The following is a 15,446-nucleotide window of genomic DNA, read 5'->3' on the forward strand; positions in this document are numbered from 1 at the left end:
TTAAAGGATGAACCTAGAATTGATCATAAAAGGAGCTCTTGTGGGCGGAATGTTTCTGTTAGCCTTTCTGAATTTTAGTAATGCCATCCGGGTAAATCGAAAAGCTAACCTATGGTTTGGCTTTTTTGTGTTACTATGGTCTACATTCTGGTTGGATGAATTGATCTTTCCGGATAATCAATTCACTAATTATTCTGCTTATATTCTGTTTCGTACTGTTCAGTTTTTTGTTCCCTTGAGCTTCCTGATAAGTGTATATTATTATACAAACCCTCAGTATAATTGGAAAGCGAAAGATAGTTTGTTATTTCTATTACCAATAGCTTTTCTGTCCATCCTTATCCTTGGAAAGGGAAATCCCCAAGGATTCTACAAACCGATATTGCTGTTGTTGTTTTTTATTCAAGCCTTGTTGTGTACAGTCTTGGCCTACCTCAAAGTGCGAAAACATCAGAAAGTTATACAGTCCTTTTCTTCGAATACCATGAATATTGATCTGAGATGGATAAAGTACATTATTTACTGCTGCATCATTTCTTCGGTCCTGATTTTAATCTATAACCTAGTATTCCCTGAAACTAACCTAAATATCATCATCAATTTATTTTTCATGGGCGTGCTCTATTTAGTTGCATTTTATTCCATGCGTCAGGGAGAAATTTACCCTAAAGGAATAGATGTTGACAAAACATTGGATATTGCTGATGAGGTAGATGGGGAGCAATCTGAGCATAAAATTAAATTATTGTCAGATGAAGATTTGATCCATTACAAAGAGGAGTTAAGTCAATTGATGATACAAGAGGAATTGTTTTTAGATAGTGAACTCAATTTATTGAAATTGGCAAATCGCTTAGGGATTACTGTACATCAATTGTCATACATTATTAATTCTGGATTTGGAATGAATTTCTTTCAATATATCAATCGGTTTCGGGTAGATAAAGCGAAAGAACTATTGGTTGATGAGACCATGATACCCTATAACATGATTTCAATTGGCTATGCTTCAGGCTTTAATTCCAAGACAGCCTTTAATACCGTTTTCAAAAATATAACCGGACTGACTCCAACTGAGTTCAGAAACTCTCGAAAATAAGGATATGCCCCTGTTATGTGGTGCCAATCTATAAACTTGAACACGTAAGTGTTAGAATACTAATGATTTAAGTAGTTAAGCTGATTTGTTGTTCTGATCTATAAGTCAAGACATTTTCAGCTTATTGATCGACTAATTTAGGCCTTGAACATTTTCATTTTAAGGATAAAGAATTAGTTTATGAAGTATTATCAAGAAATCGCTATCTATGCAGATCTAGAATTAATTCAAGAATTGTTGATCCGTTATGATCATATAGAGGTTTGGGAAAGGGGATTTGAGATATTTAAGGAATTGATAGTGGACGATAAGGAAAGCTGTATAATTCATTGGGATGTCGAAAAAAACATAGATTATACCTATCGGCTGAAAGAAAATATTTTGGGAACGAAACTGTGCCTAGAAGCGAATGGCTTGGAGGAAGATTTGGATGGGTTGGAAATTCAGTTTTATATGCAAAGAGCATTAAAGGGGATAAAAGAAAGAGCAGAGGAAAATTACTTCTTCTGCTCTAATGTTTAGTTCAATTAAATAGAATCTTTATTACGGTTGATAAACCTGGAGGCTAATAAATGATTTCTCGGTATTAGACCTGTAAATTCTTTGGGTATTTTTCTGGTAATCAGATTCTTTGGAATCATTGTATAGATCCATAAACTTACCAGGGTTGATATCAAGCATGGGGAACCATGATCCTTGAACCTGTACCATGATACGATGGCCCTTTTTGAAGGTGTGAAAGGCATCCGTCAGATCAAAGTTCAGTTTGGTTGGTTGGTTAGGAACCATAGGTTCAGGTTTCTCTAAACTGTTTCTGAACTTAGCACGGATTGGATCACCACGCAATAACATTTGGTATCCACCCATCTTGATTTTTTGAGGATTGTCTGCAGGGTCAGGTGCATCGTTTGGATAAACGTCGATGACCTTGACAATGAAATCTGCATCTGTTCCCGAGGTAGAAGCTACTAAATGTACGCCTATACTTCCAGCAATGGTCAAGTCTTCTTTAAGGGGTTCCGAAACGTAAACCAGTACATCCGGCCTTCTACTAGCAAACCTCTGGTCCTCAACCATCCAATCATTGCCGAATCTAGTGGTAATTTCTTGGGTAAAAGGCACTGGCTTTTTCGGGTCGTGGGTAAATTCATCAAAGTTATCCCTATCGGTTTTAGCATGTTCAGCTAGCTCGCCGTTAGGATTAAAATATAGGTTTTTTGTCTGTAAATCCTTTGGCGGCCATTGATCGAAATTATGCCATTTGTTGGCACCTGTATTGAAAGCCATTACCTGAGGAAGGTCCATTGATCCCTTTCCTTTCAGGTGATAATTATAGAATTTCAATTCCAGTTCCTGACGGTAGTACTCACCGGTATTGCTGTCCCAATAGATGTTGGCAGAGCGGTCTCCTTTTTGCGATGACCAGCTGCCGTGGTACCAAGGGCCTAAAATCAGGCGGTTTGAAGTGTTTTGGCTATGACTCTTGATACCTTGGTACACATAAAATGGTCCACGGATATCCTGCGCATCAAACCATCCGCCCACTGTCATAACTGCCGGTGTGATATTCTTTAAGTGCGGGCGTACGTTTCTGGATTTCCAAAACTCATCGTAAGTTGGGTGGTTTCGGTATTCCTCCCAATGGATGTTTTCCCCTTTGAAAAAGTTTTTGTTCAGATTTGAAAGCGGACCCTGGCGTAGCCAGAAGTCATATCCATCGGGTGTATCATACTGCATGTTTCCAGCAGGGTATTTTTTCAGAGGTACTGGTCTCTTAACACCAAAGTTGTTGATGAAATTGATGTTGTGCGGCATTAGAAAAGCGCCATTATGCACCATGTCGTCACCTTGCCATAGGTCTGCCATTGGTGCTGATGGCATAGCCGCCTTTAATGCAGGGTGGGCATCGATCATACCGGCTACAACATAAAAACCAGGGTAGGAGCCACCGTAAGTACCCACTTTTCCATTATTGCCCTTGATGTTTTTGACAAGCCAATCGATGCTATCGTAAGTATCCATGCTTTCATCCCATTTTTTAGGATCTGATTGATTGGGAGCCATCCAAGTAAATGTTCCTTCAGACATAAATCTTCCACGGACATCTTGACGAACGAAGATATAACCTTCACGAACCAACTCCATGGAAGGTCCAAAGCGACTGCCAGGGTAATTATCTTCACCATAAGGAGCGCAGCTATATGGTGTACGCATCATCAAGAAAGGGTATTTTTCTTTTTTGTCCTTTGGACTGTATACAACAGTAAATAACTTGACGCCGTCGCGCATACTGACCATATACTCCTTCTTGTCATAGTGTTCGCGGAAGTATATGGAATCTTGGTTGATTGCTTGCGCAATAGATTGCGAGCAAAAGATAGCGAGCATGAGAAATAGACTTACTGTCCATTTCGTTAATATTGATCTAGCCATTATTTTAGGTATTTGTCAAACCAAGCTAATAACTCCTTATTGTTGTGAAGCCTATTTTTTGGCTGCGCCATTCCATGGCCTTCATTCGGGTAACGAACGAAACGAGTAGGGATACCCACTTTTTTCAGTCCGATGAAGAATTCTTCAGCTTGGGTAATAGGAACATCCATATCGTTTTCTCCATGGACAATTAGGGTAGGGGTTTTCACTTTATTGATATGAGCCATTGGGGAGAAGTGCCATAAAAGGCTGTAATTGTCCCAAGGCATGCCATTAAATTCAGTTTCTATCAGATCCGGATAGATCGATGTTCCGTAGAAAGAAATGAGGTTGCTGACAGAAGCACTGGTTACTGCAGCCTTGAATCGATCTGTTTGAGTAACGACCCAATTGGTCATAAATCCACCGTAAGAACCACCTGTAACTCCCATTCTGTTTTTATCCAAGAAAGGGTGTTTTTCAAGGGCATAATCTAATCCTTTCATCAGGTCTAAATAATCTCCACCACCCCAGGCTTGGTAAGTACCGTCGGAAAATTTCTGTCCATAGCCCGTGGAACCTCTTGGATTGATAAAGACTACAGCATATCCTTTTCCAGTCAACACCTCTACGATGTCGGTATAGCTATAACCGAATGCCCCATGTGGACCACCATGAATGCGTTGGATAACTGGGACCTTTGTGCATGGAGGAATGTTAGCTGGATAGGCAATAAATCCTTGGACATTGACGCCATCATGTGATTTGAACCAGAAGCTTTCTTTTTTGGAAAGGTCCTTGTCTTTTAACCAATTGCTAGATTCGTTAGTCAATTGTGTAATAGTTTTACCTTCATTATCAGATATATATACTTCATTTGCTGAATTGAAATCTGACATGGTAAAGGAGATTCTCTTGTTGGAAACATTGACAGCTCCAACACTAGCTTCTTTATCGATTATCGGTGTGAATGTTTTACCGTCTATGTTTCCTTTGTACAAGACACGTTTTCCATGTCTTGGGAATCCAAAGTAAAAGTGCTTGCTATCATCCATCCATTCACCTCCACTCAGTCGTTCATCCAAATCAGTGGTTAGGCAAGTAACCTCCCCATTTGCGACCTGATATAGGTAAAGCTTAAGGTCTTCTGGGGAACTGTCTTTGGTGTTTAAGGGGCGGATCGTAGCTGGATAGAGGATGTATTTTCCATCTGGGCTCCAATTTGGGTTATGTTCAGTACCAATGGTATTTGTAATCTGTTTCACCTTGGAATTGGAAATGTCGACTATGAACAGGTCGTTGTTGTAATTATTATCTGGATCATCGGTATGATTTGATACGTAGGCAATTCTTTTAGAATCTGGTGCCCAAGTTAAAGAATGGCTATCAAACTTATCATCCGTCAATACCTTTACGGTTCCTGTTGCTACATCCACCAAGTGGATTTTTGTTAATACATTATCGGAGAAAGAAGTCCTGGATTTATAAAGGATCCTTTCGATTACTTTAGGAGATGCAGGGTCAATTTTGACTTGAGCCTTTTCAGCGTCTGCCCCCACGTATGCGATGTACTTTCCATCAGGGCTCCATGCGTAATTCTTCTTTGCAGAGTGGCCCAGGAAATGGTTGCTGGAATACACGGGGGCAACAAATTTTGGACTGTTGTCACTGTTTGTAATATAGAATATTCCGGATTGTCCATTGATATTACCACGGAAGGCCAGTTTACTGCCATCAGGAGACCATTGTGGGTCGCTGACCTGAGTCGCTACAGTTTCTTTTTTTCCTGATTTTATGTCGAGAATAATTAATTCCGATTGTACTTTATTGGCTTCCAAATTGGTTTTCGCTTGTACGTAAGCTAATTTTTCACCATTTGGAGATAATGCTTGCGCAGCAATGGAAGGCATAGAGAAACTAGTCTCTTCCGTTATTTTTTGTTGGGCTTGAAGGGAGCTGCCCATGTATACAGCTCCCATCAATAATAGATATTTTAACTTCATATAATTTGTCTTTTTTGATGTTATTTATTTTTATAAAGGTCCCAGTTCACTTCTGCTTGTGGTAGTGGGAATTGGGTAAATACCTTTCCTTTATCATAAGTCGCATCAATTGCTTCACTCATATTGGCATATAATAGACCTGGTCCTGTATAGCGTCTTACGTCTACCCAGCGGTGGCCAGCAGGTTCAGCCCAAAGGGAATACCTACGTTGGTATAGGATTTCCTTAAGCAGGCTGTTTTTGTCGGTAGGACCGGTGTATTTGCCAATGTTAGCTGCCTCGCGGATAATATCGATACTGGCAATGGCATTGGTAGTTTGTCCTAATTGGGCTTGAGCTTCAGCTTTGATCAAGATCAATTCTTCGTTTTTGATAAAAGTTACCGGCAAAGTATTGGTTGGATAGCGGTTGTCTTGGTATTCACCTGTCAATGCCACGGTGGAAGTGGTAACTACGAAAGGAGTAGTTAGTTTAAAGAACTTCTTGGCAACACGGCTGTCTCCAGGAGTAGCATCGGCGATCAGTCCAGGATTTACAACTCTAAGGTTTCCTGGGTTAGGGATATTTAAGGCCATGAACAAAGGATTGTTCAGGTCAGCACCGCTACTGAAAGTATGCTTAGGCCCTTCTTCTAGATTTCCGTTTTCAGCGATGAAAGAACCTGATAGTGCATCCAATGCACCCTGCCAATCTTTGCGATAGATTGCTAGTCGTGCAGAAATGGCGCGGTTGACCTTGGCTAAGCCCGCAGGGTTGTTGTAGCCCGAAAATCCAGTGCTTAATTTAAAAGGAAGAGTAGTGCCTGCCTTCTTTAGATCTTCGAAACCTGCATCCAGTTGTCCTTTAATGTAGGTTAAGGCTTCATCATAGGAAACAAAAGGGCCAGGGTTCAATTCATCTTTAACATCCACGCGGATACCATTTTGGTAAAGCCAGTTGGCAGGGATCATGTATTGGTAGCCCATAATGGTTTTTGCAAAACCTGAAACAGCAGCTTTTTCTGTTTCATTCATTTTGTCGGTATTGGCCAAGGCATCCAAAATCAGGTTTGCCTGATTGATGGCACCGTAAGGAGAGGCATAAGAACCACCACCGGTTGTTCCATAGCCGAAGACATTGGAGTTTAGGGTGTAGTCGTTAAGGCCTAACCATTCGGTCATGTTGCGGGTATCCGATGAGTTCAATAACCAGATTTCACGACCTAAGCTGGCCCAGCCATTCGTTACGTTGGAAACATAATCGCGGTGTCTGGATTCTAAGCCCGTTACCAAATATTGGATCTGTTGAGGAGTTGCATTGTTGTTGACCGAAGCAACCGATGGGTTGTTTGGATCTATCATGGACTCAATGTCAAATGGGTTGCAAGAAGCAAGCAGACAAAGTGACGAGAGCATGAATATCGTATTTTTTAATGTTGTCGTTTTCATGATAATAAGGTTAAAAATCTAGGCTAAGGTTTAAGAAAAATCTGCGTGCACTTGGGTATGGACCAACATCGATATTGTTGGCAAGGCCATTTCCAAATGTTGAAGTTTCAGGATCATAACCCGAATATTTGCTTATCATTACTAGGTTGTTGCCCGAGATACCTGCTCTAAAGCGTTGTACTTTGTTTTTGAACAGTCTTTGGGTAACCTCAGATGGCATGCTATAGTATAAACCAACCTCTCTTAATTTGATGTAAGAAGCATCTTCTACGAATCGACCGGCATTGTTGAATGGTTCTGGTTCTCTTTGTTTACCATTCGGGATACCATCACCGTTTCTATCACCGAACCAATCTTTTGAGTTACCACCTTCATCCAAGTTTAGGTTAGTTAAGTTGACATTGTAGCCACCTTTTTTCCAATCAAACAAGAAAGAGAAGTCAAAGTTTTTGTAGATGGTCAAGTTGTTGCTGAAACTCATGTTGAATTTCGGTTGGGAGTTGCCCCAAACCGTGTATTCACCTGGGTTGATCTGTGGAGTTCCTACGATAGTTCCTAGCTTTTCGCCTTCTTTCATCAGGAATGTTCCGTAACTAACGCCGAATCCACCAGTGGTATAGGTAGGGATTCCCAGTTTACTAATGGTAATATCGTTTTTCCAGAACATCAATCTACTGTTCCATTTAAAGTTTTCCCTTTCGAATGGAGTACCGGACAGGCTTAACTCGATACCTTTGTTGCTCAGTTCAGCAAGGTTGCTGGAAGTTGAAGTAAATCCCGATGAAGGTGAAAGGTTCAATGGCTGGATGTTGTTTGCGGTATTTTTGATGTAATAGGTCGCTTCCAAGGAAAGTCTATTTTTCAAAATTCCGACATCCACACCGAATTCCAATTCTTTAGCGGTTTCAGGAAGGATGTTCACATTTCCTACAATGGTAGAAAGGGATGAACCCAATAAACCGCCAATGTTCACACCAACCAAAGAGGAATAGGTTGCCCCAAAAGCTACTGGACCAGCAGTCTCACCGTAGGCAATCCTTGGTTTCAATTGAGAAATGAAGTGGTCTCTTAGGAAGTCGAAACTTGTTAAGTTCATCGCTAAGGATGCCTTAGGGAATGCAAATAATTTATTTGGATTGCCATTTAAAGAGGACTTATCAAAACGGACACCAAGGGTACCTATGATCTTATCTTCAAAGTTTGCTTCCTGTTGTAAGAAGATACCAGCTTCCTGAGTTCTCATAAAGAACTGGTTGAAGATAGTCTGAACAGCAGCTTGTTTAACATTTTTCTGAAGCGGCGCCAAACCTTGACCTCTTACAAATAGCAAGTCATCTTTGAAATCCAATCTTACCATACCTACCTGAGAGTTCATGTACACACGTTTCAGGTTGAAGTTGTAAACCAAGGCAGCCTGTAAGTTTGTATTGAAACTCTCTTGCTTGCCGTTCATGATATCACCAGGATTGGCAATACTACGTTGGTATTGTAAATCTTCTGGCAGGTGGATGTTTGTTGTATTCTGTAAATAGTCTAGACCACCATTCAACACGAATTTCATATAACTGCTTTCCCCTTTGAATAGATCTATGCCTAAGTTGAAAGAACTGATTGATCTGTTTACCAAGGAATTGTTGGTTGATTTATCCGTTAGGGCAATAGGGTTTTCAGTAAAGTATGGGTTGTCAGGGTAAGTACCATCAGGACGTTGTCTCAGGTCGTAGTAATTTGGCGTTGCAGCGATGGCATAGCCAATACTTGCTCCGGTCCTGTTTTGGTTACCAGTAAATCCGCGATCGGTATTGGAGCGGATATAGCTAGAATTTACAGACAATTGGATGGCATTTGTGATCTTTTGGTCGATGTTTGCACGCACGGTATACCTTTGGAATCCTGTGTTTTTAATCAATCCGTTTTCATCATTGATACCACCGGCAACAAAGAATTTTGTTTTTTCTGTACCGCCGGAAACATTTAAACGAGTGTTGCTTGAAAAGCGCTGATGATCATAGAAGTAATCTTCGTAGTTCACAAAGCTATTGTTTGCTTTAGCTTCGCGGAATCTTTCCAGTTCAAGGTTTCTACGATTTGTTTGGCTTTGGGTGGTACCACCATAGAAATAATTGATTTTTTCTTCGGACCAATCATCATAGCCCAGAAGCTTAAGAGGAGTTGTTAGACCAAAGTCCTCCGAGATTGATACTTTCGTACGGCCTTCTTTACCTTTTTTGGTGGTAATAATGATTACCCCAGCATTGGCACGGGTTCCGTAAATCGCAGCGGCAGAAGGACCTTTAAGGATTTCGATGTTTTCGATTTCATCGGGGTTAATGTCGGCAAGGCGGTTTGAACCATCATCTTGTGTTGAGTTACCAGCGCCATTTACAGTTGCTCTACCGGTTGATTGGGTAGAGTTGTTCACATAGACCCCATCTAAGATGATCAAAGGTTGAGAGGCACCAACAAGGCTTGAAAGCCCTCTTAACTGTATGGACATACCACCACCTGGAGCTCCAGAGTTAGAACGGATGTTTGCACCCGTTACTTTACCGTACAGAGCTGCATCGGTCGTTTGAGGTTTAGTCACACCAGTCAGTTCAGCGGCATTCACCGAACTAACAGCATTTGCTAAGTTTTTTCTTTTGATAGAGGAAGCCAAACCGGTAACAACGACCTCATTCAAGGTATTGTTCATGTTTTCCTGCATCTTGATGACAAGGTTGTTGCTTGCAGCAGAGACCTGGACTTCTTGATCTTCAAATCCTACCATTGTAAAGAGGATGGTAGCGGGAAGTTTTGGGGCATTGATGGAGAAATTTCCATTGTTGTCAGAGACACCACCAATTCGGGTGTCTTTAATCCTTACACTGACATTCGAGAGTGCTGAACCTGAAAGTTCATCAACCACCTTTCCTGAGATGGTTGTCTGGGCATAAGTCAATTGAACAAGACTAAGCCAAAAGAAAAGCACATAGAGCAGCTTATGTTTCTTCATAAGATTGATTAATTAGGGTTAGTTTTTAGGTTAAAAAAAGTAATAATTACTAGAAAATTTTCTAGAAAAAGGCTACGGCTAAATTCGGTTTGTTAAGGTCTCAGGCGGTAAAACTAATTTAATTGGAACAGCTTTACAATTTAGAATTATTGTTGTCACTACTTTGTTACCAATGCCTGATTTGTTATCAATGTTTTTACAGAATACGAAATTAATTGGCAAATAATTAAAGATTCAACAATTTTATTTAAAAGTCCATAAAGAATGTAGACTATGTAAAATATGACAATCCTTGTTCCAAAGTGAATAAATTGGTCTGATCGTCTGATTTTCCTTGTTGAAAATTGATGATAAAATCATCAAATCTTTCTTAGTTCAAAAATAAATTTTTAGGCAAACACTTTTTTATAATTTCGCTATTGATAATTGGTAGTTAATTTTCTGCATAAGAGCTTGTTAGGTATTTTTGTGCTATCTATGAAATAAACAATAAATGGTAAAGAATCTGAACAGGATCAATAAATATTAGGATAAGATTACAGAAAAGGGTCTGAGGATTCCTAATCGCCTTATTTTGAACAGATTTAAATTATTGAACCCTACAATTATTAAAAACAATGTTTCTTAAATTTGATTTAATGAAAAAGCAGTTCGCCATATTGTTTCTATTTCTATACGTTTTTTCGACAACGGAAATAAGTCAATTGTTGAAATTACCTATTCTAATAGAGCATTATTTTGAACATAAAGAAAAAAGCTATGATCTCAGCTTTTCTGATTTCTTAGTATTGCATTACAACGAAGACCATTTCAAAGGTCACGCTCATGACGAAGATTATGATCAGGATAAAAGGCTTCCTTTTATGCTTCATAGTTCAACCTTAAGTTTTGTATTTATTTCACCAACAAGTATAAATCTTGAAGTAATAGACAAGGCTTATATCGAGAAGGAAAAGACCTTTCCTTTTGAAAATGAATTTTTAATAAATCACATTTACCTCTCGTCCATTTGGCAGCCGCCAAAGGCTTGTTAATCTTTCCGCCTAATATCGGTTTGTAATCACATTCTTGGGTAACCATGTCCAGATCTTTAAGGAATTGGGGGTTTCAAGGGGGTTACAGACTAGGCTTGAGTTTCATTTTTTTTAAAGATTAACAGAATCCAGATTATGCTTACAAGAATTATTGAGTATTCCGTAAGGAATAAGCTCATTATCGCACTCTTGGTATTGGGGCTTATCGCGGTGGGGTCATATCAGCTTACTAGGCTGCCCATTGACGCAGTTCCAGACATTACCAATAATCAAGTGCAGGTTATTACAGTAGCCCCATCATATGGCGCAACTGATATTGAACGTTTGATTACCTTTCCAATTGAACAGGCCAACAACAATATTTCCGGCAGAAAGGAAATACGGAGTTTTTCGAGGTTTGGCCTTTCCTTAGTGACCATCGTTTTTGAAGATCATGTTGATATCTATTGGGCCAGGCAGCAAGTTGCTGAGCGTCTCCAAAAAGTGCAGCAGGAGATTCCTGCGGAAATAGGAATACCTGAGCTAGGTCCAATATCGACGGGTCTTGGCGAAATATATCAGTATGTAATCCGGGCCAAGACAGGCTATGAACGGAAGTTCAATGTGACAGAATTGAGAACTATCCAGGATTGGGTGGTTAGGCGACAGCTTTTAGGAGTACAAGGCGTTGCAGAAGTAAGCAGCTTTGGCGGCAAATTGAAGCAATATGAAATTGCTGTAAATCCAGATAAATTGAATGCTTATGGAATCACCATTCATGATGTTTTCCAAGCCTTGAATGATAACAATCAGAATACAGGTGGTTCCTATATTGAGAAAGGTCCGACGGTTTTATATATCCGTAGTGAAGGCCTTGTTAATTCCATTATGGATATTGAAAATATAGCCATCAACAAGGAGTCTGAAGTTCCATTATTTATCAGAGATGTAGCGGAGGTAAAGATTGGTTATGCCACACGTTATGGTGCCATGACTTATAATGATGAAGGCGAGGTGGCAGGCGCTGTGGTGATGATGCTAAAAGGAGCCAATAGCAGCCAAGTCATAAAGGAGGTAAAAAAGAAGGTTGCTGAAATCCAAAAAACACTACCTGAGGGCGTGCTGTTGGAACCTTTCTTGGACCGGACAAAGATGGTCAACAATGCGATAAACACCGTTGAAACCAATCTTTTGGAAGGTTCCTTGATTGTCGTTTTTGTGTTGGTGCTATTTTTAGGAAATATAAGAGCAGGCTTTTTAGTTGCTTCAGTCATTCCTCTTGCCATGCTGTTTGCCATCTGTATGATGAACCTGTTCTCGGTCAGTGGCAACCTGATGAGTTTAGGGGCCTTAGATTTTGGGCTCATCATTGATGGTGCAGTTATCATTGTTGAAGCGGTCATGCATCAACTGAGCAAAAATGCGAAATTCCAAGAATTGACCAATATACCGAACAAAAAGATGGATTCTATTGTGGTGGATTCAGCGGGTAAAATGATGAATTCTGCGGTATTCGGTCAGGTCATTATCTTGATTGTTTATCTTCCGATATTGACCTTAGAAGGCATAGAAGGGAAAATGTTTAAACCAATGGCAGAGACGGTTGCTTTTGCGTTATTGGGGGCATTTCTTCTCTCCTTAACTTATATCCCTATGATGAGTTCGGTTTTGTTAAAGAAAAGACAGCTAAAACCTTCCTTTTCGGACCGAATGATGAAAAAGATGGAAGCTCTATATCAAAGAATCCTATTTAAAGTATTGAGGTTGCCCAAACTTATCTTTTCCATTGTTCTAATCCTATTTGCAATATCGATATGGATTTTAAGTCGGATGGGAGGAGAATTTATTCCTTCTCTGGAAGAAGGAGATTTTGCTGTTGACACCAGGATATTGCCCGGAAGTAATCTGAATACCACCATTGAAAGCGTCACAAAGGCAGCGAAAATCTTAAAAACCAACTTTCCGGAAGTAGAAAAGGTAGTTACAAAAATAGGTAGTGGGGAAGTGCCAACCGATCCGATGCCGATGGAAGCCTCCGATATGATGGTTATCTTAAAAGACAAAAAGGAATGGACATCAGCCAGGACCTTTCCAGAAATGGCAGACAAGATGGCAAAGGCATTGGAGGATGTGCCGGGTATAACCGTTGGTTTCCAATACCCGGTGCAGATGCGCTTCAATGAGCTGATGACGGGTGCTAGACAGGATGTAGTGCTCAAAATATTTGGCGATGACCTCGATTCCTTAATGGAAAGTGCCAAGAAGATCGGAAAGATTATCAATGAAGTTGAAGGAACTCAGAATTTATATATAGAGCCTATATCGGGATTATCCCAAGTGCTGGTAAAGTTTAACAGACCTGTCATAGCACAATATCATCTTTCCATTGCAGAAATCAACAAGGTCATCAATGCTGCCTTTGCAGGGCAGCAATCAGGTCAGTTTTTCGAAGGGGAGAAGAGGTTCGACATCGTAGTGAGATTGAACCAGGATCTACGACAAAACCTTCGACAGGTTCAGGATCTCCTTATACCCACGAAAGAAGGAGTGCAGATTCCTTTGTCCAAATTAGCAACCGTGGACATCGTCCAAGGACCCAATCAAATTCAGCGAGAGAATGCGCAAAGAAGGATTGTGGTGGGTTTTAATATTAAGGATCGGGATGTTCAGAGTATTGTTGAGGAACTTCAAGGTAAAGTGGAACAACAGATTAAGCTTCCGGCTGGTTATTCCATTTCCTATGGTGGTTCTTTCGAGAATTTGAATAATGCAAAAGGTAGATTGATGATTGCTGTACCAATAGCCTTAGCGTTGATTTTTATCCTGTTGTTTTTGGCTTTTAAGTCAATCAAAGAAAGCCTTCTGATCTATACGGCGATACCCTTGTCTATTATTGGAGGGGTGTTTCTTTTGGCATTCCGGGGGATGCCGTTCAGTATCAGTGCTGGGGTTGGGTTTATCGCTTTGTTTGGTGTGGCTGTTTTGAATGGAATTGTGTTGATCTCGGAGTTCAATAGGTTGAAGAAAAAAGGCATTAGGAATATTGTCAGGATTGTGATTGATGCTGGCGAAAGCCGTTTGCGACCCGTCTTGATGACTGCTAGTGTCGCTTCATTGGGATTTATCCCAATGGCAATCAGTTCAGGAGCTGGTGCAGAAGTTCAAAGACCCTTGGCAACCGTGGTCATTGGAGGCTTGATGGTTGCAACTTTGCTGACACTGTTTGTTCTTCCATTGCTTTATGTCACCATTGAAAATGGATTTAAAAGAAAGATTAAAAAGCCTGAAATATTAGTTATCATTTTATTGTTCATGAGTTCCTTTTTAGGTAATCAGCTTAATGCACAGACTCCTATTTCACTAGAGGATGCCATGCAATTGGCCATAAAAGAAAATCGCAATATTAAACTAGAGAAACTAAAATCTGACTATGCAAAAAGTTTGATAAAGACAGCTAGCTACGATATTCCTCAGTTTGGGATCAATTCTGAATACGGCCAGGTCAATAGTGCCAATACGGATATCCGATTGAATGCCTCACAAAGCATTGCCTTCCCAACGGTTTACAGCAAACAAAAAGGCTTATTTACTGAGGAATGGAAGAAAAGTGAATTGTATATTGACATGAAAGAATATGAGTTGAAGAAAGCCGTTTCCTTGACTTACTATGAGATGTTGTTCTGGAAGGACAAGATAAAGCTTTTAGAAAGCTATCAACAGCTGTATTCTAAGATGGCGGAGAAAGCAACCTTGCGTAAGAAGGCTGGAGAAAGCAATATATTGGAACTAAGTACAGTGGAGAACCAAAGGTCATCGATTGGTGTTCAGGTCATGCAAATACAACAGGAGCTTGATATGTTGCTTAAGCGTTTTAACTGGCTTCTCAATTCCAATTCAGCATTCACGGTGATAGATGAAGCTCATGCAAAACTTGCTTTTCAAGAGGGTCAAGATAACCCTCAAATAAGTCTATTGGAACAAGAAGTTGTCATTTCTGCTAAACAGGTTGAATTGGAGAAATCTAGGCTATTGCCAGAATTGACACTAGGGTATAGTTTGAATAGTTTCAAAGGGATTGGTCCAAACGATATCTATTACAATGCCGTTCCAAGGTTTCATTCTGTACAGTTCGGGATAGGCTTGCCCATTTTCTCCTCAGGACAAAGGGCCAAAGTGAAAGCATCAAGGATATCAGAAAACATAGCAGAGAGCAATCTTCAAAACTTCAGATACAGCATGGAAGTTCAAAGGGAGCAGCTAAATATTGCTTATCAAAATTCCTTAAAGATTGTCAATCAGTTTGAATCAAGTGATTTAAGGCATGCCCAAATAATTTTGGAAACTGCCCAAAGTCAATTTAATAATGGAGAGATCAATTACTTGGAATACGTGATGCTTTTAAATCAAACCGTACTGGTAAACAATAATTACCTAGATGCTTTGTGGAAGCTCAATGAAGCTGTCATTCAATACAAATTTCTTCTTCTAAATCTATGA

At 40.0% G+C, this 15,446-nt stretch carries 8 protein-coding genes; 4 read left to right on the forward strand and 4 right to left on the reverse strand.

What is annotated here, in order from left to right:
* The first annotated feature begins 7 nt into the window (after positions 1-7).
* Both NLF99_RS14800 and NLF99_RS14805 read left to right on the forward strand, forming a co-directional pair.
* The gene (locus NLF99_RS14800) at positions 8-1,099 is read left to right on the forward strand and encodes a helix-turn-helix domain-containing protein (RefSeq protein WP_254529187.1); all 1,092 of its coding nucleotides are present in this window, start codon (positions 8-10) and stop codon (positions 1,097-1,099) included.
* 180 nt (positions 1,100-1,279) lie between these two features.
* Positions 1,280-1,621 (forward strand): hypothetical protein, encoded by a 342-nt coding sequence (locus NLF99_RS14805; protein WP_254529188.1) that lies wholly within the window; start codon positions 1,280-1,282, stop codon positions 1,619-1,621.
* 21 nt (positions 1,622-1,642) lie between these two features.
* On the opposite strand, the gene NLF99_RS14810 is transcribed toward NLF99_RS14805, so the two are convergent.
* Genes NLF99_RS14810 through NLF99_RS14825 form a run of 4 tightly spaced genes read right to left on the reverse strand, consistent with a single transcriptional unit; the run spans position 1,643 to position 9,936 of the window.
* A complete protein-coding gene (locus NLF99_RS14810; RefSeq protein ID WP_254529189.1) occupies positions 1,643-3,532 on the reverse strand; it encodes a CocE/NonD family hydrolase in 1,890 nt (629 codons plus the stop codon).
* Positions 3,532-5,514 carry a S9 family peptidase gene (locus tag NLF99_RS14815; protein WP_254529191.1) on the reverse strand — a complete coding sequence of 661 codons (1,983 nt, stop codon included), beginning with the start codon at positions 5,512-5,514 and terminating at the stop codon, positions 3,532-3,534. Before NLF99_RS14815 ends, NLF99_RS14810 begins: the two co-directional genes overlap by 1 nt.
* 20 nt (positions 5,515-5,534) lie before the next feature.
* Complete coding sequence (locus NLF99_RS14820; protein WP_254529193.1) at positions 5,535-6,941, reverse strand: RagB/SusD family nutrient uptake outer membrane protein; 1,407 nt, start codon at positions 6,939-6,941, stop codon at positions 5,535-5,537.
* A 10-nt stretch (positions 6,942-6,951) separates the two neighbouring features.
* Positions 6,952-9,936 (reverse strand): SusC/RagA family TonB-linked outer membrane protein, encoded by a 2,985-nt coding sequence (locus NLF99_RS14825; RefSeq protein ID WP_254529195.1) that lies wholly within the window; start codon positions 9,934-9,936, stop codon positions 6,952-6,954.
* A 638-nt stretch (positions 9,937-10,574) separates the two neighbouring features.
* On the opposite strand from NLF99_RS14825, the gene NLF99_RS14830 reads away from it, so the two are divergent.
* Both NLF99_RS14830 and NLF99_RS14835 read left to right on the forward strand, forming a co-directional pair.
* Positions 10,575-10,970 (forward strand): hypothetical protein, encoded by a 396-nt coding sequence (locus tag NLF99_RS14830; RefSeq protein WP_214648437.1) that lies wholly within the window; start codon positions 10,575-10,577, stop codon positions 10,968-10,970.
* 135 nt (positions 10,971-11,105) lie between these two features.
* Entirely contained in the window at positions 11,106-15,446 is a 4,341-nt protein-coding gene (locus NLF99_RS14835; RefSeq protein WP_254529198.1) for a CusA/CzcA family heavy metal efflux RND transporter, read from the forward strand.

The organism is Sphingobacterium sp. LZ11T8, from assembly GCF_024261425.1.
Lineage (GTDB): Bacteria > Bacteroidota > Bacteroidia > Sphingobacteriales > Sphingobacteriaceae > Sphingobacterium.

Bases quoted from the DNA above. Each gene is read 5' to 3' on its own strand.
- NLF99_RS14800 (WP_254529187.1), top strand. From the start codon at position 8: ATGAACCTAGAATTGATCATAAAAGGAGCTCTTGTGGGCGGAATGTTT.
- NLF99_RS14805 (WP_254529188.1), top strand. From the start codon at position 1,280: ATGAAGTATTATCAAGAAATCGCTATCTATGCAGATCTAGAATTAATT.
- NLF99_RS14810 (WP_254529189.1), bottom strand. From the start codon at position 3,532: ATGGCTAGATCAATATTAACGAAATGGACAGTAAGTCTATTTCTCATG.
- NLF99_RS14815 (WP_254529191.1), bottom strand. From the start codon at position 5,514: ATGAAGTTAAAATATCTATTATTGATGGGAGCTGTATACATGGGCAGC.
- NLF99_RS14820 (WP_254529193.1), bottom strand. From the start codon at position 6,941: ATGAAAACGACAACATTAAAAAATACGATATTCATGCTCTCGTCACTT.
- NLF99_RS14825 (WP_254529195.1), bottom strand. From the start codon at position 9,936: ATGAAGAAACATAAGCTGCTCTATGTGCTTTTCTTTTGGCTTAGTCTT.
- NLF99_RS14830 (WP_214648437.1), top strand. From the start codon at position 10,575: ATGAAAAAGCAGTTCGCCATATTGTTTCTATTTCTATACGTTTTTTCG.
- NLF99_RS14835 (WP_254529198.1), top strand. From the start codon at position 11,106: ATGCTTACAAGAATTATTGAGTATTCCGTAAGGAATAAGCTCATTATC.